We start from the raw sequence: 24,800 nt of genomic DNA, 5'->3' as shown, positions 1-24,800 counted from the left end.
TGCCTGTCTCACACGGCTTCGCAGGCGGTAATTACCACCGGGTCGCCGAAAAACGCCGTCAGGTTGCAGAAGTCAATCGTGCGCCGGACTTCGGGACTGTGCGCGACGATGCGGAAGTCGCAGCCGAGGCGCAAGGCTTCTCGCTTGCCGAGAATGAGCAACTGCAAGCCGGCGGTATCGATTTCGCCGACTTGCGACAGGTCAATCTCGACCGCGCCATCAGCTGCCAGGGCATCGAGCAATTGCTGCTTGTGCGTGGCGGCCTGATAGACGGTCAGGTCTTCGAGCAGGGTGACGCGCTTGGTCGCCATCTGCTGGCTCCTAGAACAGTTCGATCTTGCTGCTTTTCTCGGCCGGGGTGCGCGGGGCCTGGTTCAGTGCCCCGTCGTGCCGATGTCGTTGCGACTCCATCACGTAGCCTGCATAGATTTCATCGAGTCGCTGGCGCAGGGGCGTCAGCGGCACATTATCCTGTTCCGAGCCCTGCAGGCGCCGGGCGAGCGAATCGGCATGTTCGTCGAGGCAGTCGAGCGCTTTCAGTACCTGCTCGATCTGCTGCCGGGTAATGTCCTGAAACTGAACGCTGGCCAGTGCTTCCATGAACATGCTGGCCAGTTCGCTGCTTGATTCCTGTACGGTCTTCAGCACCTTGCTGTCGTGCTCAAGCAGTTCCAGGTAACCACCGCCGAGATTGCTCAACTGCTCGGCAAACTCGCCAAGGGCGGATTCCTGTTCGCTGACATTGCTGTTTGAAAGCTTTTCCTCGAACTGCGCCTTGATCGAATCGGCGACGGCGTTGATGCCTTCGCGGATCTTGCTCACCGCAGTATCCGTTTCCGAAGACAGCTTGCGCACCTCGTCGGCAACGACGGCGAAGCCGCGTCCTGCTTCGCCGGCGCGCGCGGCCTCGATGGCGGCATTGAGTGCGAGCAAGTTGGTTTGTCCGGAGATATGGCGGATCAATTCGACGAGCGTGCCCAGCGCCTGCGCTTCGCCGACGACCAGCGAGATGCGCTCTTGGTCCCTCTTCGCCTCCGAGCTGTAGCTGTGGATGAAGATATCCATCTTCTCGACCAGCTGCCGGTTTTTGGCGATGCGCTCTTCCGAGCCTTTGGCGATCGCTGACGATTCCTGCGTGGTGTTGCTGACGAAGCCATCGAGTGTGCTGACGACGCCATCGATCGATTGCAGACGTTCGGCGATCTGGTAGGCCGCCTGCTCGGTTTCCCTGACGATGTGGCGCAGTTGCTCGCGCAACACGCTGTTGAAGGCACGCACGCTTTCCAGTTCGCGTGCTACCTCGTCGCCGACCGCTTCGATGGCGTAGACCTTGGTGAGCGTCTCCTTGTCGCTGGTTGCCATGCCGAAAACGATGTCGTGGAACAGCGCGTAGGAGACGATGCGCTGCACGAGCAGGGCAACGACGACGGCGAGCATGGCGCCGATGGCCGCGCCGGCCGCATTGCTGAGACCAAGTTGTGGCAGCAGAACGTCGTGGAACCAGTGATGGCCGTAGAAAATACTCAGGCCGACAGCAGCGACGACGGCGCTTGAAACAAGCACCGAGCGGCGAGTGACCTGGCTCAGTTCCATGATGTCACCGGATAACGAGCTTGATCGTGTTGAGCAGCTCGTCGGCGGTTGCCGGTTTGACGATCCAGCCCGAGGCGCCGGCGGCTTTGGCCTCGAGTTTCTTCGCCTGCTGCGACTCGGTGGTGAGGAAGAGAATCGGCAGGAACTTGTAGGCGGGCAGTTTGCGTACTTCGCGGATCAGCTCGATGCCGTTCTTGCCGGGCATGTTGAGGTCGGTGATGAGCAGGTCAACCTTGACCCCGGCAGCGAACTTCTTCAACGCATCCTCGGCATTGGCAGCCTTTTCGGTGGCGTAGCCAGCCTTCGCCAGAATGTTGGAAATGCTCAGCAGAATGGTTGCCGAATCATCAACCAGAAACACGGTCTTCATTGCCAATCCTCTAAATTGTCCATTTTTTCGGACTATATAGCATTTACAGTAGAGGTAAGATGATTTCAGCAGCTTGTCATGCCGCATCCACCGGTCTTGACGGACCCCTTGCTTGCGGCTGTGGGATACCCGGCGACCCTGATGCGTTCCCGGTGCAGGCTATTTGACACGTCATCTTTTTCAGCACAGCGATGGCCCGATCGATGCGTCGAGTCTCGGGCAGCGACAGTTGGCTGCGGCGCTCAGCAAAATCAGTTAGTCTGCAGCCCGGCTCCTCCCGCTGCCCGCCAGCTCCCGTTCCCGTGCTCCTTCACCAGATCCGCCTGCTTGTTGCGCATGCCGTACCGATGCTGATTGCCCAGCTCGCCGGCATGACGATGATGATCATCGATACCGTCCTGCTCGGTCACTACGGCACCGAGGATCTGGCGGCGGTGGCGGTCGGTGGCGGCATCTATATTGCCATCATCTTCGCGTTGGCCGGCGTCGTTCAGGCGGTCGGGCCGGTCGTTGCGCAGCACTTTGGTGCGCGGCGTCTGAGCGAAATAGCGCCGGCTCTGCATCAGGCTTTCTGGTTGTCGCTGTCGCTGATGTTGCCGGGCATCCTGCTGCTGCTGCATCCCGATGCCTTGCTCTCGCTGTCGCCGATCGAGCCGGCAGTCGAGGCGAAGGTGCGTGCCTATCTGCTGATCCTCGCCTGCGGCTTGCCGGCGGTTCTCCTGCACCGCTGCTTCTACGCGTTCTGCAACGCGCTGGGTCAGCCACGGCCGCTGATGCTGATCAGTCTTGGCGCCGCCGGGCTGCATTGTCTGCTCGCCTGGCTGCTGGTCAGCGGACGCTGGGGCGGCGAGCCGCTCGGCGTGCTTGGCTGCGGCATCGCCAATGCCTGCGCCGGCTGGTTCACGCTGCTGTGTGGCCTGGCCTATCTGCGCCTGGCGCCGGCGCTGGGCGTGTACCGTCTGTTCGCGCACTTGCACATGCCAAAATTGTCCGCGCAGCGCGAGTTGCTGCGTCTCGGACTGCCGATGGGTTTTTCGAGTTTTGTCGAAATCTCGGCGTTTACCTTCATCGCGCTGTTCGTCGCGCAACTCGGTGCGGCGGCGGTTGCCGGTCACCGTATCGTCGCCAATCTGGCGGCGATTGCCTACATGTTGCCGCTGGCGCTGGCGATTGCCACGCTGGCGCAGGTGGGGCAGGCGGTCGGCGCGCGCGATGCACGCCGCGCGCGCGTTTCGATCGCCGCCGGCCTGCTGCTCGCCGGCGTGCTGTCGACCCTGCTTGGTCTGGCCTTGTGGCTGCTCGCCGAGCCGCTGGTCTTCGCTTACAGCAGCGACGTACGCGTGCAGGCGACGGCGCTCGGCCTGGTCGGCTGGATGGCGCTCTATCAGGTTTTCGACGCGGTGCAGACGATTGCCGCCTTCGCCTTGCGCGGTTACAAGATCACCTTCGCGCCGATGCTGGTGCATGTCGTTTCCTTCTGGGGCGTCGGTCTGGCCGGCGGCTGGTGGCTGGCTTTCAGGGCAGAAGATCCGCTCGGCGTCGCCGGTTTCTGGATTGCTTCGCTTGCCAGCCTTGTCCTCGCCGCGCTGCTGCTTGGCAGCATGTTGTGGCGTGCCGTGCGCCTGGCCAGGGCGGAGGCGGCGGCTGCCTGAATTCGGCCGCGAGCCGGGTCGGCGGCGCTGGCCAAGCACTTGCCGGGGCGCATGCCGGATGGGCATCTGCCGGCGTTTGCGGCGAAGAAATGCATAATTATGAATTCTTTACGCAAAAAAAATGCCGTGTGCTAGCATCTCGCGCTCGCCGGATTTGCCTGCCTCGCACGATGCGTCCTTGCTGCCAAGGCGCCGTCCCGGTTGCCGCTGATATTGTTTTCGGAACGGGCACTCGCCGCCGCCCTTGTTGTCATCACCGATCAGTCACTCATACCCGACAGATACGATGCCGCTGCCTCCCATTGCCTACGAGCGTACGCGCCAGCATGTGCGTCGCGTCGAGTTGTCGGGCTTCAAGCGCGGCGACGGACACTGGGACATCGAGGCGCGCATCGTCGACGTCAAGGACCACGACTACCACCTGTCGTCGGGGATGCGTCCGCAGGGTGAGCCGGTGCATGACATGAGCGTGCGCGTCACCATCGACCGCAAGATGAGCATCCTCGACGCCGTCGCGTGTTCCGATGCGACGCCGTATCCCGGATTATGCGAGAGCATCGCGCCGCATTACCGGCAACTGGTCGGGCTCAATCTCTTTCACGGTTTTCGCAAGGCGGTCAAGGACCTCTTTGGTGGCGTCCACGGCTGTTCGCACCTGAGCGAACTGCTCATGCACCTGCCGACGGCGGCGCTGCAGACCTTCGCCAGCGACATTCCCGATAACGACGACAGTGCGCACAAGCCCTATCAGCTCGACCGCTGCCATGCGCTCGACGCGCACGCCGAGGCGGTGCGTCGTTACTACCCGCGCTGGTACCGCGCTCCCCTCGCAGAGTCTGCGAGCGAGACGCCCCCTTTTACCAAACCGCTGTCTCCGGACGGTGAATTGAACGCTGGCAGCGCCGGCACCCCAAGCAACCCAGGCAAGGAAAACGCATGAAAATTCACGAATATCAGGGCAAGGAGCTCCTGAAAAAATTCGGCGTCGTCGTCCCCCGCGGGATCTTCTGTGCGACTGTCGATGATGCCGTTGCCGCCGCCGAAACGCTCGGCGGCAAGATCTGGGTGGTGAAAGCCCAGATCCACGCCGGTGGTCGTGGCAAGGGCGGCGGCGTCAAGCTGGCGCGCTCGCTCGCCGAAGTTCGTCAGGTCGCCGGCGAAATCCTTGGCATGCAACTGGTGACGCACCAGACCGGTCCCGAAGGGCAGAAGGTGCGCCGCCTGCTGGTCGAGGAAGGCGCCGACATCCGCAAGGAATACTACGTCGCCGCGCTGACCGACCGCGCCACGCAGAAGGTGGCGATGATGGCATCCTCCGAAGGCGGCATGGACATCGAGGAAGTCGCTCACGCGACGCCGGAAAAGATCATCACGGTCTTCATCGATCCGGCGCTCGGCGTCACCGACGCGCAGGCGCTGCAACTGGCCGATGGCATTGGCGTTCCCGCCGCTTCGCAGGCGCAGGCGATCGACACCTTCCGCAAGCTCTACGCCTGTTACATGGAAACCGACGCCTCGCTCGCCGAGATCAACCCGCTGATCCTCGAAGGTAATGGCACGATCAAGGCGCTCGACGCCAAGTTCAACTTCGATTCGAACGCGCTCTACCGTCACCCGGAAATCGTCGCTTATCGCGACCTCGACGAGGAAGACGCCGACGAGATCGAAGCATCGAAGTTCGGCCTCGCCTACATTTCGCTCGACGGCAACATCGGCTGTCTGGTCAACGGCGCCGGCCTGGCGATGGCGACGATGGACACGATCAAGCTGTTCGGTGCCGAACCCGCCAACTTCCTCGACGTCGGCGGTGGTGCGACGGCCGAGAAAGTCACCGAAGCTTTCAAGATCATGCTCAAGAACCCCAAGGTCAAGGGGATCCTGGTCAACATCTTCGGCGGCATCATGCGCTGCGACACGATTGCCAACGGTGTCGTCACCGCGGCGCGCGAAGTGCACCTCTCCGTTCCCCTGGTGGTGCGCATGAAGGGCACCAATGAGGATATCGGCAAGAAGATCCTCGCCGACTCGGGCTTGCCGATCATCACTGCCGACAGCATGGCCGAAGCCGCGACCAAGATCGTCGCTGCGGTCAAGTAAGGAGAGAACGAATGTCCATCCTGATCAATAAAGACACCAAGGTCATCACCCAGGGAATTACCGGCAAGACCGGCCAGTTCCACACCGAGAAGTGCCAGGAGTACGCCAACGGCAAGAACTGTTTCGTTGCCGGCGTGAATCCGAAGAAGGCCGGCGAATCGATCTTCGGCATTCCGATCTACGGCTCGGTCAAGGAAGCCGCCGCCGAGACCGGTGCTACCGTTTCGGTGATCTACGTGCCGCCCGCCGGCGCTGCCGACGCGATCTGGGAAGCGGTCGAAGCCGACCTCGATCTGGCGATCTGCATCACCGAAGGCATCCCGGTGCGCGACATGCTGATCGTGCGCAACCGCATGAAGGCCAAGGTCGCCGCCGGCGGCAAGGAAACGCTGCTGCTCGGCCCCAACTGCCCCGGCCTGATCACGCCCGACGAAATCAAGATCGGCATCATGCCCGGCCACATCCACCGCAAGGGCCGCATCGGCGTCGTCTCGCGCTCGGGAACGCTGACCTACGAAGCCGTCGGTCAGCTCACCGAAATCGGTCTTGGTCAGTCGTCGGCGGTCGGCATCGGCGGTGATCCGATCAACGGTCTCAAGCACATCGACGTGATGAAGATGTTCAACGACGATCCGGATACCGACGCGGTGATCATGATCGGCGAAATCGGCGGCCCCGACGAAGCCGAAGCCGCGCAGTGGTGCAAGGCCAACATGAAGAAGCCGGTGGTCGGCTTCATCGCCGGCGTCACCGCGCCGGCCGGCAAGCGCATGGGCCACGCCGGCGCGCTGATCTCGGGCGGCGCCGACACTGCCGACGCCAAGCTGGCGGTGATGGAGGAGTGCGGTTTCACGGTGACGCGCAATCCGTCGGAAATGGCGCGCCTGCTGAAGAGCCTGCTCTGATCCGGCGCCGCTCCGGCGGCAATGGCTGACGGACAAGGGCGGACTGAGGTCCGCCCTTTTTTGTCGGGTGCAGTACCGTCTATTGCCGGGGCCGACGGATTGCCGGATGCCCGGCAACGCCGCAGCGCGCTTCCCCTGTAGAATCGCGCCTCAACGAATTTTCATCCACAGCGGCGCTTCGGCGCCGCGCTCTGCGATCGCACCATGCCCGAAATGTTCAGCGCCCCCGGTTTCTGGGCGGCCGTGCTGCAAATCATCCTCATCGATATCGTCCTCTCCGGCGACAACGCGGTGGTGATCGCGCTCGCCTGTCGCAATTTGCCGCCCGAACAGCGCCGGCTCGGCGTGCTCTGGGGCGTCGCCGGTGCCGTCATCCTGCGTATAGCGCTGACCTTCTTCGCGGTCGGCCTGCTCGGCTTTCCCTGGCTGAAGATCGGTGGCGGTCTGTTGCTGCTGTGGATCGGCATCCAGCTGCTGCTGCCCGAAGATGAGGATGGGCACGACATCAAGCCGGCCAGCCATCTGCTCGGAGCCATCCGCACCATCATCGTCGCCGATTTCGTGATGAGCCTCGACAACGTCGTCGGCGTCGCCGCGGCGGCCAAGGGCGAATTCGTCCTGCTGCTGTTCGGGCTGGCGGTGAGCATTCCGCTGATCGTCTGGTCGAGCCAGCTGATCATGAAGCTGATGGAAAAGCACCCGTGGATCGTCATCGGCGGTGCCGGGCTGCTCGGCTGGGTTGCCGGCGAAATGATCGTTGCCGATTCGGTGTGGAAGGAATGGCTGGCGGCAACGGTGCCGCTGGCCGAACACGCCGTCCCCGCTGTCGGCGCCTTGCTGGTGGTCGGCGTCGGCCGCTGGCTGGGCAGCCGGAAAAGCGCGGAAAGCGACGTCAAGCTGCTTTGAGCGTTGCCCCGAGGGGCTGCCGTTCGGACGACTCGCTCCCGGAGATCACTCGCCACCGGTGCGCCCGATCGTCACCCGGCATCAATTTGACGGCCTTCGTTGCCGGCTGCAAAAATACGCGGCAGAGTGCTGACTCTTCTCTTGATTTTTCGCGGGCAAGGTGCGCCTCGTGATGCCTCTCGCCGTCATTGCTGTCGCTGCGCTACGTAATGCCCGCGACTACGCTGCCACCCGGCGCGATAGTGGAAAGGCGTTCGTTCGCCGTTTCGCCAACTCATCACCAATACGCAGTTCCGGCGGCTTTCTCTTGCGCCGCCGTCGAGGGCAATCGTGAGTCTCGCCGAAGCCCTTGAGTTTGCCACGGCGACCGACCGCGGGCGGGTGCGCGAGCACAACGAGGACGCAGTCTTCGCCAATCCGCACCTCGGGCTGGCGATTCTGGCCGATGGCATGGGCGGCTACAACGCCGGCGAAGTCGCCAGCGGCATGGCGACGACGCTGCTCGCCGCCGAACTGGAAGCCGCGCTTGCCGGCCGCTCGCCATCGGCGCCCGCGCACAGCGAACCCTCCGCCAGGCGTTGTCTGCGTTCCTGCGTCGAGTCGGTCAATGCTGCCATCCTTGCCGTGGCCAATAGTCAGAAGCAGTGCGCCGGCATGGGCACGACGCTGGTGGCGGCGCTGTTTTACGACGACCGGGTGGCCGTGGCGCATCTCGGCGATTCGCGTCTCTACCGCTTGCGCGGCGATCAGTTGCTCAGCCTGACTCGCGATCACTCCCCGTTGCAGGAGCAGCTGGATAGCGGTCTGCTGACGCTGGCAGAAGCGCGTCATTCGCAGCAGCGCAATCTGCTGACGCGGGCGCTCGGCGTCGATACCAGCGTTGACGTCGAGATTCACGAGCACGCGGTGGCGCCAGGCGACCTCTACCTTTTGTGCTCGGACGGCCTGACTGAAATGCTCGACGACACGCAGATCGGCCGGGTGTTGCAACTGCACGGCAGTCAGCCTGATCTGGCTGCCCGGCAATTGATTCGTATCGCCAATGACAATGGCGGACACGACAATGTTTCAGTCATACTTGTCGCCGTCAGACGTGGCTTTCCGGCGGCAGCCAACAGCTGGTGGTCGTCGTTTGCGGCCAGATTCAGACAGGACAGGCGAAGGGCAGGACGATAATGGCAAAGCTGATACTGAGCATGGATGGCCTGGTTCTCAAGGAAATCCCGCTCGACAAGGAACGCATGAGCATCGGCCGCAAGCCGCACAACGACATCCAGATCGACAATCTGGCGATCAGCGGCGAGCACGCCGCCGTGGTGACGATCCTCAACGATTCCTTTCTTGAAGACATGAACAGTACCAACGGCACGCTGGTCAATGGCCAGCCGATCAAGAAGCATTTCCTGAAGAACGGTGATGTCATCGAGCTCGGCAAGTACAAGCTCAAGTATCTGGCCGAAGCAGGCGCCGCCGATGCCGCCGATTTTGAGCGTTCGATGTTTACCCGGCCGGCCGCCGCGCGTCGCCCGCCTTCCGCAGCCGACTCGACCGCTGCGCAGCCTCTGCCGCCGCTCAATCCTGGTCTGGCTTCTCCTGCCGGTGCTGCTGCGAGGCAGCCACCGGCCGCAACGCTGCTTGCTGCCGTGAAACTGCTCAATGGCGCCAACGTCGGCCGTGAACTCGAATTGACCAAGGCCTTGACCACGCTCGGCCGGCCTGGCGTGCAGGTGGCGGTCATTTCGCGTCGCCCGCACGCGTATTTCATTGCGCACGCCGAAGGAACACAGTTCCCGCTGGTGAACGGGCGTGCCATCGGTGGTCAGGAGCATCCATTGCGCGACCATGATGTGCTCGAGATCGCCGGCATCCGGATGGAGTTTTTCCTCAAGGCATGAGGCGAGCGGAGCGCGCATGAAAGTCAGGGTTCTCGGCTGCAGCGGTGGCATCGGCGGGGCGCAGTTGCGCACGACATCGCTGCTCGTCGACCACGACATTCTGCTCGATGCCGGTACTGGCGTCTGCGAGCTGTCACTGGCCGAACTGACGGCCATAAACCACGTTTTTCTCACGCATGCGCATCTCGACCACATCGCCGCCTTGCCGCTGATGCTCGATTCGGTGGCCGACCTGCGCAGCCGGCCGCTGACCGTCCATGCCTGCGAAGCGACGCTGGAGAGCTTGCGCCAGCACATCTTCAACGGCGCGATCTGGCCGGATTTCTCGGAAATCCCCAGCCGCGAGCAGCCTTCCTTGCGTTTTCAGCCGGTGGCGGTCGGCGAGACCGTGCAGATCGGCGGGCGTCGCTTTACGCCCGTACCGGCCGATCACAGCGTGCCGGCTGTCGGCTACCACCTCGATTCCGGCGCCGGTAGTCTGGTTTTCACCGGCGACACAACGGTCAACGACGCGTTCTGGCCGGTCGTCAACCGCATTGCCAATCTGCGCTACCTGATCATCGAGACGGCGTTTCCCAGGCACGAGCAGGAACTGGCGACTGTCTCGAAACATCTCTCGCCGGCCACGCTGGCCGACGAGCTCGGCAAGCTCGAACGCGATGCCGAGATTTTCATAACGCACCTCAAGCCCGGGCAGTGCGCATTGACCATGGCCGAAATTGGCGAATGCGCGGGGCGGTTCAAACCGGAGTTTCTCGAGAACAATCAGATTCTCGAGTTCTGACGAGTTCTTGCTTCGCTGCGCCGGATCTGATTGTCCGGCGGGAATGCGCCGCCAGCCCTTCGGCAGCTCTGGGCAGCACGTCCTTCGGACGGCAAGATGGCGTCATGTGACGCAGATTGTCACTTGGCATGACGCAATCCGTCGCCGTTCGCCAGCAACTCGACGGTGGTAGCGGGGTTACAGCATGAATCCTGCATGGCACGGAACTTGATTGCATCAAGTCCAGCGGGTTATCCGTTGTTCCCATCAAAGGAGTTCAAGACCATGAAGAAAAAGCTGCAACAGGGCTTTACCCTGATCGAGCTGATGATCGTCGTCGCGATCATCGGCATCCTGGCCGCAATCGCGATTCCGCAGTTCTCCGAGTACACACGTAAGGGTGAGGACAAGGCGGCGCAGTCGGATACGCGTAATGTGCTTACGCAGTCCGTTGCTGCGTCGACCCAATAATTTTGGATATTGGAGAATCTCATGAAAAAAGTTGTTTATGCATCGATGCTTGCGGTTGGGGCTTTTCTTTCCTTTGGGGCTCAAGCAGTAACGATCTGTGATGCTGCAAAGCTTGGAGGCAAATCTGGCGCCGGTGTGGCTCCTGCATCGGGAACGGCGGGTACGAATTTCATGGTCAGAGCGATCACTCCAAATTGTTCGGCTAATGTGAACATGGACGGGCAAGATGGTACTTCTGGCGCTTGGTTCGCTGTAGGTGCAGCCTCAGTCAAAGGAGCCAACACCTTCGCGGGCCATACCAATGGAGGTGCCGTTTCTCCTTCTGCCAAGTGCGCGGTTCCAGGCGGCTGCACTTTGGGCGAGGCTACGACTGCAATGGGGGTGGCTAATACAGCTGCTCAAAACGCTGGTGGCACTGGCACCGGCACCGGCACCGGTACTTGATAGGTTGCTATGCTCCAAAAGAAGCGCGTCGGTTCGGCGCGCTTTTTCGTTAACGAACGATTGAGGGTCGATGTTCCAGTTCCTGATTTCCTCGTGGCGGGCCGGTCTCCGCGGCCGCTCATTCCTCGGCGTGTTCCTGCTCGGCGTGGCGCTGGTCGGCGTGGCGTATCTGTCTGCCTCGTTCTCGCCGCGCCAGCCGCAGACGGTCGCGCTCGACGTCGGTCTTTCCGGACTGCGCTTCAGTCTGGTGCTGTTCGCCATCCTGCTGGTGCAGGAACTCGTCGGCCGCGAGATCGAGCGCCGAGCGGTGGTGCTGACGCTCAGTTACCCGGTGGCGCGGGCGTTTTATCTGCTGGGGCGATATTTCGGAGTACTCGCCCTTGCCGGCGTGGCAACGCTGATTCTGGCATTGCTGCTCTGGATTGCGGTAATGGCCTCGGGTTTGCACTACGAACAACAGTTCGCCGTTCAACTGGGGCTGCCTTTCTGGCTGGCGGTATTCGGCGTCTGGCTTGATGTTGCTGTGGTTGCGGCGTTCACGCTATGGATCGCCACGCTGTCGACGGTAACGATGCTGCCGCTGGTGCTTGGCGCGTTGTTCGCGATTGCTGCTCGGGCGCTCGGGGCTGTGTTTGAGTACGTCGAAGGAGGAGCCAATGGCCAAGACGCGCTCGCGGCACAGTTTGGCTCGGTTTTGGCGCTAGTGCGCTGGTTGCTGCCCGACCTGTCGCGCCTCGACTGGCGTGGCTGGCCGATGTATGGCCTCGCGCCCGATACGCAAGCGCTGGCGCTGGGCGTCCTGGCTGCGCTGCTCTACGCCGGTGCGATGCTCGGTCTGGCGATCCATGCCTTCTCGCGGCGCGAGTTTTCCTGAGATGTTCGCTTCCCGTTGCGCCGGAATTACGTTCGCGCTGGCGTGTCTGGCCGGCTTCGCCGCGACCCTGCCGGCGCTCTATGCGCGGCCGCGCCTGGCAGTCGCCGTCGAAATGCAGGTCGCGCTGCCGCGCTTCGTGCAGGTGCTGATGGCGGCCGGCGACCGTTATCTGGCCGCCAATCTGGCCGGCTTTCGCGCGCTGGTGGCGTCGACCGAGAACATGGGGCCGGAGAACTACCGCATTCAGGGAATCGTCCAGTCCGACGCCGCCTGGCTCAACCCCGCGCACGAAGACAATTACTACATCGCTTCGGCGATCCTGCCGTGGAACGGCGAGGTTGCTGCGGCGCAAAACGTCCTGCGCGCGGCGACGGCGGCGCGTCCGTTCGACTGGCAGCCGCCGTTCTATCTAGGTTTTAATGCTTTGCATTTCGAGAAGCGGCCTGCCGAGGGGGCGCAGTGGCTACGCGTTGCGGCGGCACATAGCTCTGACGAAATGACGACGATACAGCTGCAGCAGATGGCCGCCAGCTGGGTTGCCACGGGCGAGGATCTCGAGTTTGCCATTCGCATGCATCGGGCGATGGCACGTGATACGCAGCACAAGGCTTTCGCCGCTTTTCTTGAGAAGCGTGCCGAGCGTCTGGAAAACTTGCTAGTGCTGGAACGGGCGGTCGAGCGCTACCGGCAGCGCCAGGGCAGTGTGCCGCAGTCGCCACAGCAGTTGCTTGCTGCGGGAATCTTGCCGGCCTTGCCGCGCGATCCTTTCGGCGGTACTTACGTCATCGACGCCAATGGGCGGTCGCAAGCGATCGAGCCGGGAACGCCCGCAGGGCGGGCGGCAGCAACGAAATGATCGAAGCAGAACGGGCGAACGAGTTGAAATGAATCCGGCCATCCATATCGAGAACTTGCGCAAGACCTACCCCGCCGCTTGGCGCAAGCCGGCCAAGGAGGCCCTGCGAGGCGTCTCGCTGGCAATCGGCGAGGGCGAAACCTTCGGTTTTATCGGCCCCAACGGCGCCGGCAAGAGCACCCTGATCAAGATTCTGATCGGCACTTTGCGGCCTACGGCTGGTGAGGCGCGCTTGTTCGGTCGGCCGGTGAGCGACGCGGCCGCACGCCGAGGGCTCGGATTCGTTCCTGAGAACCCAAGCCTGCAGGAATTCCTGACGCCTTACGAAATCCTGCTCATGGGCTTGCGTCTGCATGGTGCGAAGGTCGGCGACGAGCGCCGGCATTGCCTCGCCTGGCTGGAACGCTTTGGCCTCGGAGCCGTTGCCGACAGTCCCTTGCGCGGCTTTTCCAAGGGAATGATGCAGCGCACGGCTCTGGCGCACGCGCTGGCGGTCAAGCCCCGCCTCCTGATCCTCGACGAGCCTCTGTCCGGCCTCGATCCGGTCGGTCGCAAGGACGTCGTCGACATCCTCGACGAGTATCGCGGCGCCGGTGGCGCGCTGTTTTTCTCCTCGCACGTGCTGCACGACGTGGAGCGCATCGCTGATCGTTTTGGCCTGATCCATCAGGGCGAACTCTTGACGATTCGCTCTCCGCAGGAGATCGCTGCGGACCAAACCGGCCGTTACGTGCTGCGCTACCGTGGCGGCGCGCTGATCGAGGGCAGCCGTGAGGTTCGCGCCGACATTCGGGAGGTCGAAGGCGACTCGTCTGATCTCGCCGGGATGCTTGTACGGATTCATGCTGCCGGCGGCATTCTTCAGGAAGTCAAACCCGCGATGTCGCTTGAAACGGTGTTTTTCCGAACGATCAGCTCTGCTCCGGCGGATGCTTCACCCTTTGCTCGTGAAGATCGCTAATAAATGATAGGAGTTGTGTCTGATCGCGTCGTCAAGTCGGCGACCTTGAAGGGGGGCGTGCTTCTAGCCTTGCTCGCTTTCTCAGTGGTTAGCCCTGATCTGGCATGGTTGGCGGTTCACCGTCCTCCCGAAAATGCAGTTCAGGAAATACTACTGCCCGGGATCGCTACAGTCGGAGTGTTGCTTTCCCTGAGTTCTCGACTCTGGATTGGCGCCTTGCTTCTCGTACCTTGGGCAATCATCGCGCCACTGGAAGCTTATTACGTCCTGGATTTTGGTAAGTCGGTAGATAGCCATCTGCTTGGAATTATTGCAGACTCTAACTTTTCAGAAGCGAGCAATTTCATTTCAGGGGTTGTGGCTTTATTTGTCGCAATCGACCTGATCTTTATATTGGTTGCTGTTGCCGCACCATTTCTGTCGTTTCGTTTGCAGTTGTGCTGGACTGGCAGATCGCGCTATTGGGTGTTGCTGGCCAGCCTATTTGTGCTGGTTCTACCTGAAATAATGAAGTTTCACGGCCCAGTCCGTGCCTTGCCAATCGAAGCGGCACAGGCCGCTGGAAGATCCCCGGGCTCCGCTCTTGCGGATGATGGTTTTCCAGAGGTTTTTGACTATCTTGAGCGGGTATACCCAGCGGGCGTTCCGTCTAGAGCCTATGCCTATGTGCAGCAACGACGAGCCTTGAGAGAGGCGCAGCAGATGCTCTCCGGTTTCGGTTTTCAGGCGTCTCAGGAAAGTCCGGTTGATGTTCGGCAAGTGTACCTTCTTGTCATTGGCGAAACAGGCCGTCCCGACCATCTGCAACTCAATGGTTATGACAGGGAGACAACTCCTCGGTTGGTGTCCCAGGACCGGCTGCTAAGTTTCCGGAATGCCTTTTCTCCGTGGGCTTGGACTCGGATGTCTGTGCCGATCATACTCACCCGAAAGCCCGGCGAAGACAATAATCAGTTTTTTCCGGAGCGTTCTCTCGTTTCGGCATTCCGGGAGGCTGGATTCAGAACTTACTGGTTTTCGACACAGAGCCCGCTCGGTCCGCACGATAGTTCCATCGCGCTACACGCAGCTGAAGCTGACGAGACAAGATATCTCAATGTTGCTGATTATAAAACTGAAGGAGTTTTCGACGGAGCGTTGCTCTCGCCGGTTGACCAGGTTTTGAAGCGGGCGGAGCCGAAGGTTTTGATCGTTTTGCACACACTTGGTGGGCATTTCAATTACGCCGATCGCTATCCGAATGCCTTTGAAAAGTTTTTGCCATCCCTCAAGGGGCTGGATAACGCCGGTTTGCACAATCGAGAAATAAGGAGGGAGTTTAATAACAGTTACGATAACTCTCTCCTCTATTTTGACTATTTCATGTCAAGCTTGATTTCACGTCTCGAGAAGGAAAGCATCGTCTCGTCCATGTTTTATATCGCCGATCACGGCGAGAACTTGTATGACGGCATGTGCGAAAAGGCCGGGCACGGCCGTGGAAACGATTACGACTTTCGCGTTCCTGCGCTCTTCTGGTATTCGAAGGGGTACGAAGAGCTTTTTCCGGACAAGCTCAAGGCTATTGCCTCTCGGGTTGATTCGCCAATTTCAACCACAAATGTATTTCATTCCATTCTGGATGGGGCAAACATCCACTATCCGGGCGAGCGCCTTGAGTCCAGTGTTTTCGGCAAAAACTGGAAGCCCTCTCCTCGGATCACCCAGAACAAGATCGACTTCGATCTTGCGGATCGTGAAGGCGACTGCAAAAGGCTTGTCGCCAAATCGCCTAAAACCGACTGAGTGTGGTTTGGGGCTCCCCCGTCTCCTGGATCTGCCGCGTCGTTCTGTGGCGAGCGTCAGCAGATGCCCAGCGAGGTGATGCTTCCGCTTGAAAAGCGCCATCGCACTTTCAGTTTGGCGGAATCACCGCCCGCAGCACCGTCTGCGTTTCCCCTTGCCGGACCCGGTTCGAGAACCACCACAGCCCACCCTTCTTGACTGACCAGTCGGCTTCCTGGCCGGCGAGCAGCAGGGCGGCGACGCGGCCGAGGGTGGGTTGGTGGCCGACGACGAGGATTGCGCGCTTGCGTTCGCCGCGGTTCGGCACATTTGTGCAGGGCTGCGCGCCGAGGGCGCTGTCGTCGTCAGTCGCGTCGCTGCTCCCGTCCGGCCAGCCAGCCGCCGCCAGCAGGTCTACGACCCCTGCGTCCGGGCGCAGACGCTCGTCGGTGGCGAAGGGGACTCCCAGCGCGCGCGCCGTCTGCTGCGTGCGTAGCGCCGGGCTGACGATGACGCGCAAGGGGTTTGGCGCGTGCGCTTTCAGCCATGCCGCCATCTGTTTCGCCTGCTTCTCGCCGCGAGCGGTGAGCTTGCGCTGCAGGTCGGGGACGCCGTCTTCGGCTTCGGCGTGACGCCAGAGCAGGAGGTCCATTTTCATCTCCGGGCAAAAGCGGCAGTCTAGGCACGGCGTGTTGCGCCGGTTTTTCAGCTTGGCAGACGGCCTGGCGCAATCGTTCCGCTCAGCGCTTCTTCCAAGGTGGCGGCTGGCGGACAAATGCGTCGATGGCGGCGTCTATTTCGCGGCGCATCAGTTCGTCGCGCCCGGCGAGCCAGCCGCGCGCGAGCTGGCTCTGCGCGGCGCGCGGTGCCTGGGCGATCAGCTCGGCGGCGACGGCGAGGTCGTTCATGTGGCCGAGGAGTTCCTGCAGGTCTGCGGCCGAGCGCAGGTAGCGATCGACCTTGCTGCCGGCGAACAGCGGCGCGAAGAACTCGACGGCGTAGCGCAGCCGTTTCAGCGCAATGCGCAGGCGGTGACGTGCCGCGGCGTCGGCGCCCTGTGCGGCGGCGGCCTGGCGGGCGACGCGACGCGCGCTTTTCGTCAGGCAGTCGCGCGCGAAGTCCTTCAGCGTCGGCGTGTTGCTGCCGCTCAGCGCCAGCGTCGCGGCGGTGAATTCGAGCAGCAGGCGCGAGTATTCGGGCGCGGCTAGCGCCGCGCGTGCGGCGCGCCGACTGGCCTTGCGCCGCGCCGAGGCATGCTTCTGCAGACGCGCTGCGGCGGCGCAGTCGGGGAAAGCGGCGAGCAGCGGCGGCAGCGTTTCGGTGGCGAAAACCTCCTGATTGCGTGCTTCGCCAAGCGCGACGGCGAGCGCCCGCCAGCGCGCGTCGAAAGCGGCGAAGGGCTCGGCCGGCAACAGCGGCCGCCAGACGCGCAGCGCCGAACGCAGGCGGCGGATGGCGACGCGCGCCTGATGTACGAATTCCGGTTCGCCGCTGTCGCGCACGCCGCGCTCATTGCCTTGCAGGTGTTCAAGGCAGGAGAGCGCGACCGCGGCAAAGCCGGCAGTGGTGCTCATCCCGGCATCGAGCGCGATGGCGCGCGCCTTGGCCGCCCTGGCTTTCGCTTCGTTTGGCCCGACGAACAGCCGGTAGCCGCGTTCGGCCTTGCTCGCTGACGCCGGATGCAGCGGCAGTGTTTCCTGCAGTGTGCAGGCGAGGGTGAACAGGTCGGCCACTTCGCCGGCGAGCAGTTCGAGTTCGAGCTCGCAGATCGCTTCGCGCCGGCCGTTGGCTGCGATGTGGCCGCGGTCGAAGGCGACCTCGACGCGCGCACCCGGGCGCGGCTCGATAATCCAGGCCAGACGCGTGAAATCGGTGCTGAACGCTGGCCTCAGCGAATCGCGCCAGGCTTCGAGCTGGCGGCGCAACTCGGGCACGTCGACGTGGGTAAAGTCGAATTCGCCGGGCGCGCTCGGCGCCTCCCATTCGTTGCGTTGCGCCAGTCCGCCGACCGAGGGCGCGGCGCCTTTCACCGTCAGCAGGTGCTGCCAGCCGTGGCGGCGGTGGCGCACGGCGATGCGTGCTTTCAGCAGTGCCAGATCGGCGGTGTCGTAATAGGTGTTGGCAAGCCTTTGCTTGCGCGGCGGCGTCGCGGCAAGCAAGGGGTGGCGGAGCAACTGCGCGGCGGCACGCGCCGGCAGTGCGAGCTTGATTTCGGTCTCAATCGGCATGTGGCGGATTGTAACCAAATGTGGGCGGGTGATTCACCTCGCCCGGATGTCAGCCTTCGTAGGCGCGCAGCCCGGCGACATTGCTGATTTCGATGCGCCGGCCGTCGACCCTGATCAGTTCGTGTTGCGACAGCTCCTGCAGGATGCGCGAGAAGTGCTCGTGCGTCAGGTTCAGGCGCGAGGCGATGACGCCTTTTTGTGTCGGCAGCGTCACCGTTGCCGTTTGCGTCTCTTCGGCGGCAACGTCGCGCAGCAGGTAGCCGATGATGCGCTGCCGCGCCGACTGCAGCGAGTAGGCCTCGACGTCGCTGATCACCTGATGCAGGCGCAGCGACAGGCCGGCGATCATCTTGCGCGCCAGCTTCGGGTCGCGTTCCATTTCCTCGAGGATCGCCGCCTTGGCGACGTGCAGCAGCAGCGAGTCGGCGAGCGCCTGCGCATGCACGATGTAGGGGCGATCCATGAACATCACCGCTTCGCCGAAGGTCTGTCCCTGACCGAGTATCTCGACGACCTTCTCGCCGCCCTGCGGCGAGGTGAAGGCGAGCTTGATCTGACCATAGACGACGAGGTGCATGCCGGTCGGCGTGTCGCCCTTGTTGAACAGCATGTCGCCGCGCAGCGCGCTGATGTCGCGCGTGCCGCGCGCCAGCCGCGCGATTTCGTCGGGCTGCAGTCCTTTGAACAATGGCACGTGCGCCAGCAGCGCCTCGATATTGATGGCCGGTCGGTTTGCGTGCATTTGTTTTTGTCTCGAGCGGGACGGTGGAATCGGCATGGTCGCACCGCTGGCGTCGGCCGGCAAGGCGGCGAATCGCCATGCTGCATCAGGCATTTGGCCGCGCGGGCAGGAATGTCGGACGCTGCCGGCGCACGGCGTATAATCCGCCCACCCAGAAACCTAGTGATCGCCGCCCATGCCCGAAACGGATCTTTCCCGGCTGACCATCGACCGCCGACCCGGAACGTCTCCCCGTCGACGCAACTGGAAGCCGTGGGCCATCGGTGCTGCGGTATTGCTGGCGATTGCCTTTGCGGTGACGCACCTCTCCGGCGAAAAGGTCGTCGAGACCGTCAGCGTTACCACCGCCTATCCCTATCAGGCAGCCACCCTGCTCAACGCCGCCGGTTACGTCGTCGCGCAACGCAAGGCCTCGGTTGCCTCGAAGGCCACCGGCCGCCTGGAATGGCTCGGCGTCGTCGAAGGCAGTCGCGTCAAGCAGGGTGACATCATCGCCCGCGTCGAGAATCGCGACATGGTGGCGCAGGTTGATCAGGCCGCCGCCAGCGTCAGCTCGGCGCGTGCCGAGCTGGCCGACGCGCAGCGTGCATTCGACCGTTCGCGCGATCTGGCGGCGAAGAACTACGTCTCGGGATCGGCGCTCGATGCGGCGCAGGCCCGGCTCGACAAGGCGCGCGCCGGCGTCGCCGTCGCCCAGGCCAACCAGCGCGCGGCGCAGGTCTCGGTCGACCAGACGCTGATCCGCGCGCCCTTCGACGGCGTCGTGCTGACCAAGTCGGCTAACGTCGGCGACGTCATCACGCCGTTCTCGTCGGCTTCCGAAAGCAAGGGCGCGGTGGTGACCATGGCCGACATGGAAACGCTGGAAGTCGAGGCCGACGTCTCCGAAGTCAATCTGGCGAAGATCCGCGTCGGCCAGCCCTGCGAGATCCAGCTCGACGCTTTCCCCGAGCAGCGCCTGCGCGGTGTCGTCAGCCGCACCGTGCCGACCGTCGACCGTACCAAGGCGACGGTGCTGGTGAAGGTGCGCTTCGTCGACCGCGATGCCGGCGTGCTGCCGGAAATGAGCGCCAAGGTGGCTTTCCTCGACAAGGAGCCGGCTGCCGACGAACGCCAGCCGCTGATCGCCGTCGCCCAAGAGGCCATCGTCGAACGCGGCGGGCAGAGTTCGCTGTTCGTCGTCGCCGAAGGGCGGCTCAAGCTGGTGGCGGTGCAGACTGGCCGCAAGATCAACGACCTCGTCGTCGTCAGCGGTGTCAAGCCGGGCGATCGCGTCGTGATGAATCCGGCGGCAGGTCTCTCCGACGGCGACCGGGTGCGCGTGGAACAGAAATGAGCGAGCTGCCTGCTTCGCCACTGGTATCGCTGCGCGACATCGTCAAGACCTACCATCGCGGCCAGCAGACCGTGCCGGTGTTGGGTGGCATCACTTTCGACATCGACGCCGGCGAGTTTCTTGCGCTGATGGGGCCGTCGGGCTCGGGCAAGAGCACGTTGCTCAACCTGATCGCCGGCATCGACAGGCCTGATTCCGGACAGCTCGTGATCGGCGGCGTCGACATCGGCGTGCTTGACGAAGCTGAACTCGCCGACTGGCGGGCGCAGAACGTCGGTTTCATCTTCCAGTTCTACAACCTGATGCCGGTGCTGTCGGCGCTGGAAAACGTCGAGCTGCCGCTGCTGTTGAAGGACATGACGCGCCGTGAGCGGCGCGAGCGCGCGCTGCTGGCGCTGGAGATGGTCGGTCTGGCCGACCGCGCCGAGCACGCACCTTCGGAACTCTCCGGCGGTCAGCAGCAGCGCGTCGCCATCGCGCGCGCGCTGATCACCGACCCGACGCTGATCGTCGCCGACGAGCCGACCGGCGACCTTGACCGCGAATCGGCCAACGACATCCTGCACCTGATGCAGCGCCTCAACGACGAGATCGGCAAGACGATCGTCATGGTTACCCACGACAGCCGCGCCGCCGGGCATGCGCACGCGATCATGCATCTGGAGAAGGGCGAACTGTCCGGTCGCGAGGAAGTCCGTGTCTGAGCGCTCCGGCGCCGGATACGCCGCGTCGGCGGCAGCGGGCGCGGCGGCAGTCTTCGCGTGCTGAGCGCCGCCTCGCCCTCTCTTGCCCGCCGCTGATACGCCCGCATGCTGTTCACGCTGATCTTCCGCAACGCCTTCCGCCACCGGCTGCGCACGCTGCTGACGATCACCGGGCTGACCGTCGCCATCCTCGCCTTCGGCCTGCTATCGACGGTGATCAGCGCCTGGTACGCCGGCGCCGAGGGCGCTTCGGGAGCGCGCCTGATCACGCGCAACGCGATTTCGCTGATCTTTCCGCTGCCGCTCAACTACCGCGAGAAGATCCGCCAGATCGACGGCGTGCGCTCGGTCTCGCTCGCCAACTGGTTCGGCGGCGTGTACAAGGAGCCGAAGAACTTCTTCCCGCAGTTCGCCGTCGAGCCGGAAAGCTATCTCGGCATCTACACCGAGTACCGGCTCACCGACGAGGAACGGCGCGAGTTCCTGCACGATCGCAAGGGCTGCATCGTCGGTGCCAAGCTGGCGCGCACCTACGGCTTCAAGGTCGGCGACACGATCACCTTGCAGGGCCGCATCTTCCCGGGCAACTGGGATTTCGTCATCCGCGGCATCTACACCGGGCGCGACGCCAAGACCGACGTTTCGCAGATGCTCTTCCATTGGGACTATCTGAACGAGACGCTCAAGCAGCGCTCGCCCGGGCGGGCCAACGCCGTCGGCGTGTACATCGCCGAAATCGCCGAGCAGGGGCGCGCCGCCGAAATCAGCCGCGCCATCGACGCGCAGTTCAGGAACAGTAACGCCGAAACGCTCACCGAAACCGACCGCGCCTTCCAGCTCGGTTTCGTCTCGCGCACCGAGTCGATCGTCGTCGCCATCCGCATCGTTTCGTATCTGGTCATCTTCATCATCCTCGCGGTGATGGCCAACACCATGGCGATGACCGTGCGCGAGCGTAGCGCCGAATATGCGACCTTGAAGGCGCTCGGTTTCGGACCGGCTTTCCTGGTGTTGCTGATCTACGGCGAATCGCTGGCCATCGCCGCCATCGGCGGCGGCATCGGCATCGCTGCCACCTTTCCGGCGGCGGCGGCGTTCGCCAAGACGCTCGGCAAATTCTTCCCGGTGTTTGAAGTGTCGAACACGACGGTGGCGCTGCAGGTGCTGTGGGCGCTTGCCGTTGGCCTCGTCTCGGCGTTCTTCCCGGCACGCCGGGCGGCGCGCGTGAAGATTGTCGACGGTCTGCGGAGCATCGGCTGATGCAGGTGCCGATCGCCTATTCATTTCGCAACCTGCGCACGCGCCTGATGACCACCGCGCTCACCGCCGGCGGCATGGCGCTGGTGGTCTTCGTCTTCGCCGCCGTGCTCATGCTCGACGAGGGCCTGAAGAAGACACTGGTCGATACCGGCGAGGCCGACAACGTCGTCGTCACCCGCCGTTCGTCGGGCAGCGAGGTGCAGAGCAGCATCGAGCGCGTTCCCGCCGCCATTGTCGAAAGCCTGCCGCAAGTGGCGATGGGCGCCGGCGGCGAGCGGCTGATCTCGAAAGAATCGGTTGTCCTCATCACGCTCAACAAGCGCGGCAGCAAGGGAGAAGTCGCGCTGGCATCGAACGTCATCATTCGCGGCGTCGACGCCATGGGCTTCACGCTGCGGCCGCAGGTGAAAATCGTCGCCGGCCGCATGTTCCGCGCCGGGCAGGCCGAAATCGTCGTCGCCCGCGGCGTCGCCGAGCGCTTCGAGAACGCCGCGCTCGGCGATTCGCTGCGCTTCGGCAGCCGCGAGTGGAAAATCGTCGGCCTGTTCGATGCCGGCCAGTCGGGCTTCGATTCCGAAATCTGGGGTGACGCCGACCAGTTGATGCAGGCATTCCGCCGGCCGGTCTATTCGTCGCTGATCTTTCGCCTGATCGACCCGGCCGCTTTCGAGACCGCCAGGGAGGCAGTCGAGAGCGACCCGCGGCTGATGCTTGAGGCCAAGCGCGAGCGCAATTTCTACGCCGATCAGTCGGAAACCCTGTCCACTTTCATCCGCATCCTCGGCTTGTCGCTGTCGGTGATCTTTTCGGTCGGCGCCATCATCGGCGCGATGATCACCATGTATGCCGCCGTCGCCAACCGCACCGCCGAAATCGGCACGCTGCGCGCGATCGGTTTCCGTCGGCGCAGCATCCTCGTGGCTTTCCTGCTCGAATCACTGTTTCTCTCGCTGCTCGGCGGCGTCGTCGGCATCCTGGCCGCGTCGACGATGCAGTTCCTGACCCTGTCGACGACCAACTTTCAGTCCTTCGCCGAGCTGGCCTTCACCTTCCAGCTGACGCCGCTGATCGTCGTCAAGAGCCTGGTCTTTGCGCTGGTCATGGGCTTCATCGGCGGCGTACTGCCGGCGGCGCGCGCCGCGCGCATGAACATCGTCGACGCGTTGCGCGCGGCCTGATCCGGTCACAGCGCTATACTGCCGCCGTTGACCGCTGCCGCGGGTGCGGCGCTCCGCGCTCTGCAACACGTCTGCTGCTGCGTTTCGCCGGCGCCGATCGTGCCCGGTATGAACTCTTCCCCCTATTCCCTTTTTCCGGAGAACCCCGCATGGCGCTTGCCGATACCCCGAGCATGGCCGTCTTCTGCGACTTCGAGAACGTCGCCATCGGCGTACGTGACGCCAACTACGAGAAGTTCGATATCAAACCGGTGCTTGAACGCCTGCTGCTCAAGGGCGGCATCGTCGTCAAGAAGGCCTACTGCGACTGGGAGCGTTACAAGACCTTCAAGGCAACGATGCACGAAGCCAACTTCGAGCTGATCGAAATCCCGCACGTGCGTCAGTCGGGCAAGAATTCGGCCGACATCCGCATGGTCGTCGACGCGCTCGACCTCTGTTACACCAAGGCGCACGTCGACACCTTCGTCATCATCAGCGGCGACTCGGACTTTTCGCCACTGGTTTCCAAGCTGCGCGAGAACGCCAAGCGCGTCATCGGCGTCGGCGTCAAGCAGTCGTGTTCCGACCTGCTCATTTCCAACTGCGACGAGTTCATCTTCTACGACGATCTGGTCCGCGACAGCCAGCGCGCCGCTCGCCGCGAGCGCGAGCCGGCCGCCAGCAAGCGCCCGTCCGAGGACGACAAGCGCAAGAAGGAAGAGCTTGAGGCGCGCAAGAGCAAGGCGATCGACCTCGCTGTCAGCACCTTCGACGCGCTGGTCGCCGAACGTGGCGACAGCGGCAAGATCTGGGCGTCGCTGCTCAAGGAAGCGATCAAGCGCAGGAAGCCAGACTTCAACGAGACCTACTTCGGCTTCCGCGCCTTCGGCAACTTGCTCGAAGAAGCGCAGGCGCGCGGCCTGCTGGTTGTCGGTCGCGACGAGAAATCGGGCACCTGGGTGCATCGCGGTGCGCGCACCGAGACGCCACTCGAGATGGCACCGGTTGCCGCCGCTACGGGCGATGCCGCCGTCGCCGCCGCCGATGAAGCAACAGCGGCTGCTGTTGCGCCGGCCAACGAGCCGACTGGCGCCGAGCGCCCGGCACGTAGCGCCAACGGCCGTGGCCGCGGTCGCGGTGGACGCAAGGCCGCCAAGCCCGAGCAGGAAACTGCCGTGGGTCCTGAGTCTCCCGTGCCGGCGGTGGCGCCGGTCGAGTCGGCTGTCGAAGCCGTTGCGCCTGCCGCTGTTGCAGCTTCCGCAACAGGCGAAACCGTTGCCGCAAGCTCCCCGGCCGCGCTGACGTCCGCAGAAGCGTCGCCTGCCGGCGAAGCCCGCAATGCCCGTTCCGGTCGCCGCGGTCGCGGCAAGCGCGGCAATGCGGCGAGTGCGCCGTCTGGCGAAGGCGAGACGAAGCTGCTTGCCGACGCGGCCGCACCAGCGCCGGAAGCGGCCGCCATCGTCGCTTCGCCGACTACGGCGACTCCTCCGGCTCATGTGCCTCCCGTGGCGGCGCTGGAAGCTGCCACCGCGCCGGCCGAAAGCCCTGCCGATCCAGCGGCAGCGGCGAGCGCGCCGAAGAAGAAGGCGCCGGCACGTCCGCGCCGGCCGCGCGCGACGAAAGCTACCAAGGACGCTGCCTGATCTGCGTCTGACCGCCCGTGGAGCTTCGCTCCACGGGCACCACGGCTAGCGCCGGGCAGCGTCTTGCCCGGTCAGCCCAGCCTATCTGCGGGTTAACACGGTGGGCAAGCGGCCTCGGCCATCGGCCAGCCGCCGCTTGCCGGGCGATCTGGCAGGCAATTCGTCATTGGCATGCA

Annotated in this window: 25 protein-coding genes; 19 read left to right on the top strand and 6 right to left on the bottom strand. The window is 63.5% G+C overall.

The features are described 5' to 3' along the window. Positions 1-8: 8 nt before the first annotated feature. Genes GGD90_RS06155 through GGD90_RS06145 form a run of 3 tightly spaced genes read right to left on the bottom strand, consistent with a single transcriptional unit; the run spans position 9 to position 1,963 of the window. Positions 9-311 carry an STAS domain-containing protein gene (locus tag GGD90_RS06155; RefSeq protein WP_153115375.1) on the bottom strand — a complete coding sequence of 101 codons (303 nt, stop codon included), beginning with the start codon at positions 309-311 and terminating at the stop codon, positions 9-11. A gap of 10 nt (positions 312-321) precedes the next feature. Beyond that, positions 322-1,593 carry a methyl-accepting chemotaxis protein gene (locus tag GGD90_RS06150; protein ID WP_153115374.1) on the bottom strand — a complete coding sequence of 424 codons (1,272 nt, stop codon included), beginning with the start codon at positions 1,591-1,593 and terminating at the stop codon, positions 322-324. A 4-nt stretch (positions 1,594-1,597) separates the two neighbouring features. Beyond that, positions 1,598-1,963 (bottom strand): response regulator, encoded by a 366-nt coding sequence (locus tag GGD90_RS06145; RefSeq protein WP_153115373.1) that lies wholly within the window; start codon positions 1,961-1,963, stop codon positions 1,598-1,600. 347 nt (positions 1,964-2,310) lie between these two features. Between GGD90_RS06145 and GGD90_RS06140 the strand changes: the two genes are divergently transcribed. From GGD90_RS06140 to GGD90_RS18300, 14 genes are all read left to right on the top strand, one after another. After that, entirely contained in the window at positions 2,311-3,615 is a 1,305-nt protein-coding gene (locus GGD90_RS06140) for an MATE family efflux transporter (protein WP_228273639.1), read from the top strand. Between the two features lie 286 nt (positions 3,616-3,901). After that, positions 3,902-4,555 carry a DUF2889 domain-containing protein gene (locus GGD90_RS06135; RefSeq protein WP_153115371.1) on the top strand — a complete coding sequence of 218 codons (654 nt, stop codon included), beginning with the start codon at positions 3,902-3,904 and terminating at the stop codon, positions 4,553-4,555. Further along, complete coding sequence (gene sucC, locus GGD90_RS06130; protein WP_153115370.1) at positions 4,552-5,712, top strand: ADP-forming succinate--CoA ligase subunit beta; 1,161 nt, start codon at positions 4,552-4,554, stop codon at positions 5,710-5,712. The genes GGD90_RS06135 and sucC overlap by 4 nt, the downstream gene beginning before the upstream one ends. Positions 5,713-5,723: 11 nt before the next feature. After that, a complete protein-coding gene (gene sucD, locus GGD90_RS06125) occupies positions 5,724-6,617 on the top strand; it encodes a succinate--CoA ligase subunit alpha (RefSeq protein WP_153115369.1) in 894 nt (297 codons plus the stop codon). Between the two features lie 204 nt (positions 6,618-6,821). Next, positions 6,822-7,523, top strand: coding sequence for a TerC family protein (locus tag GGD90_RS06120; RefSeq protein ID WP_153115368.1), 702 nt, complete (start codon positions 6,822-6,824; stop codon positions 7,521-7,523). A gap of 330 nt (positions 7,524-7,853) precedes the next feature. Further along, the gene (locus tag GGD90_RS06115; protein WP_153115367.1) at positions 7,854-8,699 is read left to right on the top strand and encodes a Stp1/IreP family PP2C-type Ser/Thr phosphatase; all 846 of its coding nucleotides are present in this window, start codon (positions 7,854-7,856) and stop codon (positions 8,697-8,699) included. After that, on the top strand, positions 8,699-9,418 hold the full coding sequence (locus GGD90_RS06110; RefSeq protein ID WP_153115366.1) for an FHA domain-containing protein: 720 nt from the start codon (positions 8,699-8,701) through the stop codon (positions 9,416-9,418). Before GGD90_RS06115 ends, GGD90_RS06110 begins: the two co-directional genes overlap by 1 nt. 16 nt (positions 9,419-9,434) lie before the next feature. Further along, positions 9,435-10,202: an MBL fold metallo-hydrolase gene (locus tag GGD90_RS06105; protein WP_153115365.1), complete on the top strand. Its 768-nt coding sequence runs from the start codon at positions 9,435-9,437 to the stop codon at positions 10,200-10,202. Positions 10,203-10,466: 264 nt separating this feature from the next. Further along, entirely contained in the window at positions 10,467-10,652 is a 186-nt protein-coding gene (locus GGD90_RS18305; RefSeq protein ID WP_153115364.1) for a prepilin-type N-terminal cleavage/methylation domain-containing protein, read from the top strand. A gap of 21 nt (positions 10,653-10,673) precedes the next feature. Then, the gene (locus GGD90_RS06095; RefSeq protein WP_153115363.1) at positions 10,674-11,096 is read left to right on the top strand and encodes a hypothetical protein; all 423 of its coding nucleotides are present in this window, start codon (positions 10,674-10,676) and stop codon (positions 11,094-11,096) included. A 70-nt stretch (positions 11,097-11,166) separates the two neighbouring features. Beyond that, positions 11,167-11,970: a hypothetical protein gene (locus GGD90_RS06090; protein WP_153115362.1), complete on the top strand. Its 804-nt coding sequence runs from the start codon at positions 11,167-11,169 to the stop codon at positions 11,968-11,970. Position 11,971: 1 nt separating this feature from the next. Then, entirely contained in the window at positions 11,972-12,826 is an 855-nt protein-coding gene (locus tag GGD90_RS06085; protein WP_153115361.1) for a hypothetical protein, read from the top strand. Next, positions 12,765-13,787, top strand: coding sequence for an ABC transporter ATP-binding protein (locus tag GGD90_RS06080; RefSeq protein WP_228273638.1), 1,023 nt, complete (start codon positions 12,765-12,767; stop codon positions 13,785-13,787). Before GGD90_RS06085 ends, GGD90_RS06080 begins: the two co-directional genes overlap by 62 nt. Positions 13,788-13,802: 15 nt before the next feature. After that, entirely contained in the window at positions 13,803-15,572 is a 1,770-nt protein-coding gene (locus GGD90_RS18300; RefSeq protein ID WP_184414977.1) for a phosphoethanolamine transferase, read from the top strand. A gap of 109 nt (positions 15,573-15,681) precedes the next feature. On the opposite strand, the gene GGD90_RS06070 is transcribed toward GGD90_RS18300, so the two are convergent. From GGD90_RS06070 to GGD90_RS06060, 3 genes are all read right to left on the bottom strand, one after another. After that, positions 15,682-16,203 carry a SixA phosphatase family protein gene (locus GGD90_RS06070; protein ID WP_153115359.1) on the bottom strand — a complete coding sequence of 174 codons (522 nt, stop codon included), beginning with the start codon at positions 16,201-16,203 and terminating at the stop codon, positions 15,682-15,684. A gap of 88 nt (positions 16,204-16,291) precedes the next feature. After that, positions 16,292-17,779, bottom strand: a complete 1,488-nt coding sequence (locus tag GGD90_RS06065; RefSeq protein WP_153115358.1) for a CYTH and CHAD domain-containing protein — start codon at positions 17,777-17,779, stop codon at positions 16,292-16,294. 49 nt (positions 17,780-17,828) lie between these two features. Further along, complete coding sequence (locus GGD90_RS06060; RefSeq protein WP_153115357.1) at positions 17,829-18,521, bottom strand: Crp/Fnr family transcriptional regulator; 693 nt, start codon at positions 18,519-18,521, stop codon at positions 17,829-17,831. A 175-nt stretch (positions 18,522-18,696) separates the two neighbouring features. Between GGD90_RS06060 and GGD90_RS06055 the strand changes: the two genes are divergently transcribed. The 5 genes from GGD90_RS06055 to GGD90_RS06035 all read left to right on the top strand — a co-directional run bounded on the left by GGD90_RS06055 (position 18,697) and on the right by GGD90_RS06035 (position 24,624). Next, on the top strand, positions 18,697-19,857 hold the full coding sequence (locus GGD90_RS06055; protein ID WP_153115356.1) for an efflux RND transporter periplasmic adaptor subunit: 1,161 nt from the start codon (positions 18,697-18,699) through the stop codon (positions 19,855-19,857). Next, positions 19,854-20,561, top strand: a complete 708-nt coding sequence (locus tag GGD90_RS06050; protein WP_153115355.1) for an ABC transporter ATP-binding protein — start codon at positions 19,854-19,856, stop codon at positions 20,559-20,561. Before GGD90_RS06055 ends, GGD90_RS06050 begins: the two co-directional genes overlap by 4 nt. 105 nt (positions 20,562-20,666) lie before the next feature. Continuing rightward, a complete protein-coding gene (locus tag GGD90_RS06045; RefSeq protein WP_153115354.1) occupies positions 20,667-21,821 on the top strand; it encodes an ABC transporter permease in 1,155 nt (384 codons plus the stop codon). Continuing rightward, a complete protein-coding gene (locus GGD90_RS06040) occupies positions 21,821-22,999 on the top strand; it encodes an ABC transporter permease (RefSeq protein WP_153115353.1) in 1,179 nt (392 codons plus the stop codon). The genes GGD90_RS06045 and GGD90_RS06040 overlap by 1 nt, the downstream gene beginning before the upstream one ends. Before the next feature lie 149 nt (positions 23,000-23,148). After that, complete coding sequence (locus GGD90_RS06035; RefSeq protein WP_153115352.1) at positions 23,149-24,624, top strand: NYN domain-containing protein; 1,476 nt, start codon at positions 23,149-23,151, stop codon at positions 24,622-24,624. Positions 24,625-24,800: the final 176 nt, after the last annotated feature.

The sequence above is a fragment of the Rhodocyclus tenuis genome, assembly GCF_014197755.1.
Lineage (GTDB): Bacteria > Pseudomonadota > Gammaproteobacteria > Burkholderiales > Rhodocyclaceae > Rhodocyclus > Rhodocyclus tenuis.
Note: the sequence above shows the minus strand (reverse complement) of the source record. Positions and strands in the feature narration are given on the sequence as shown.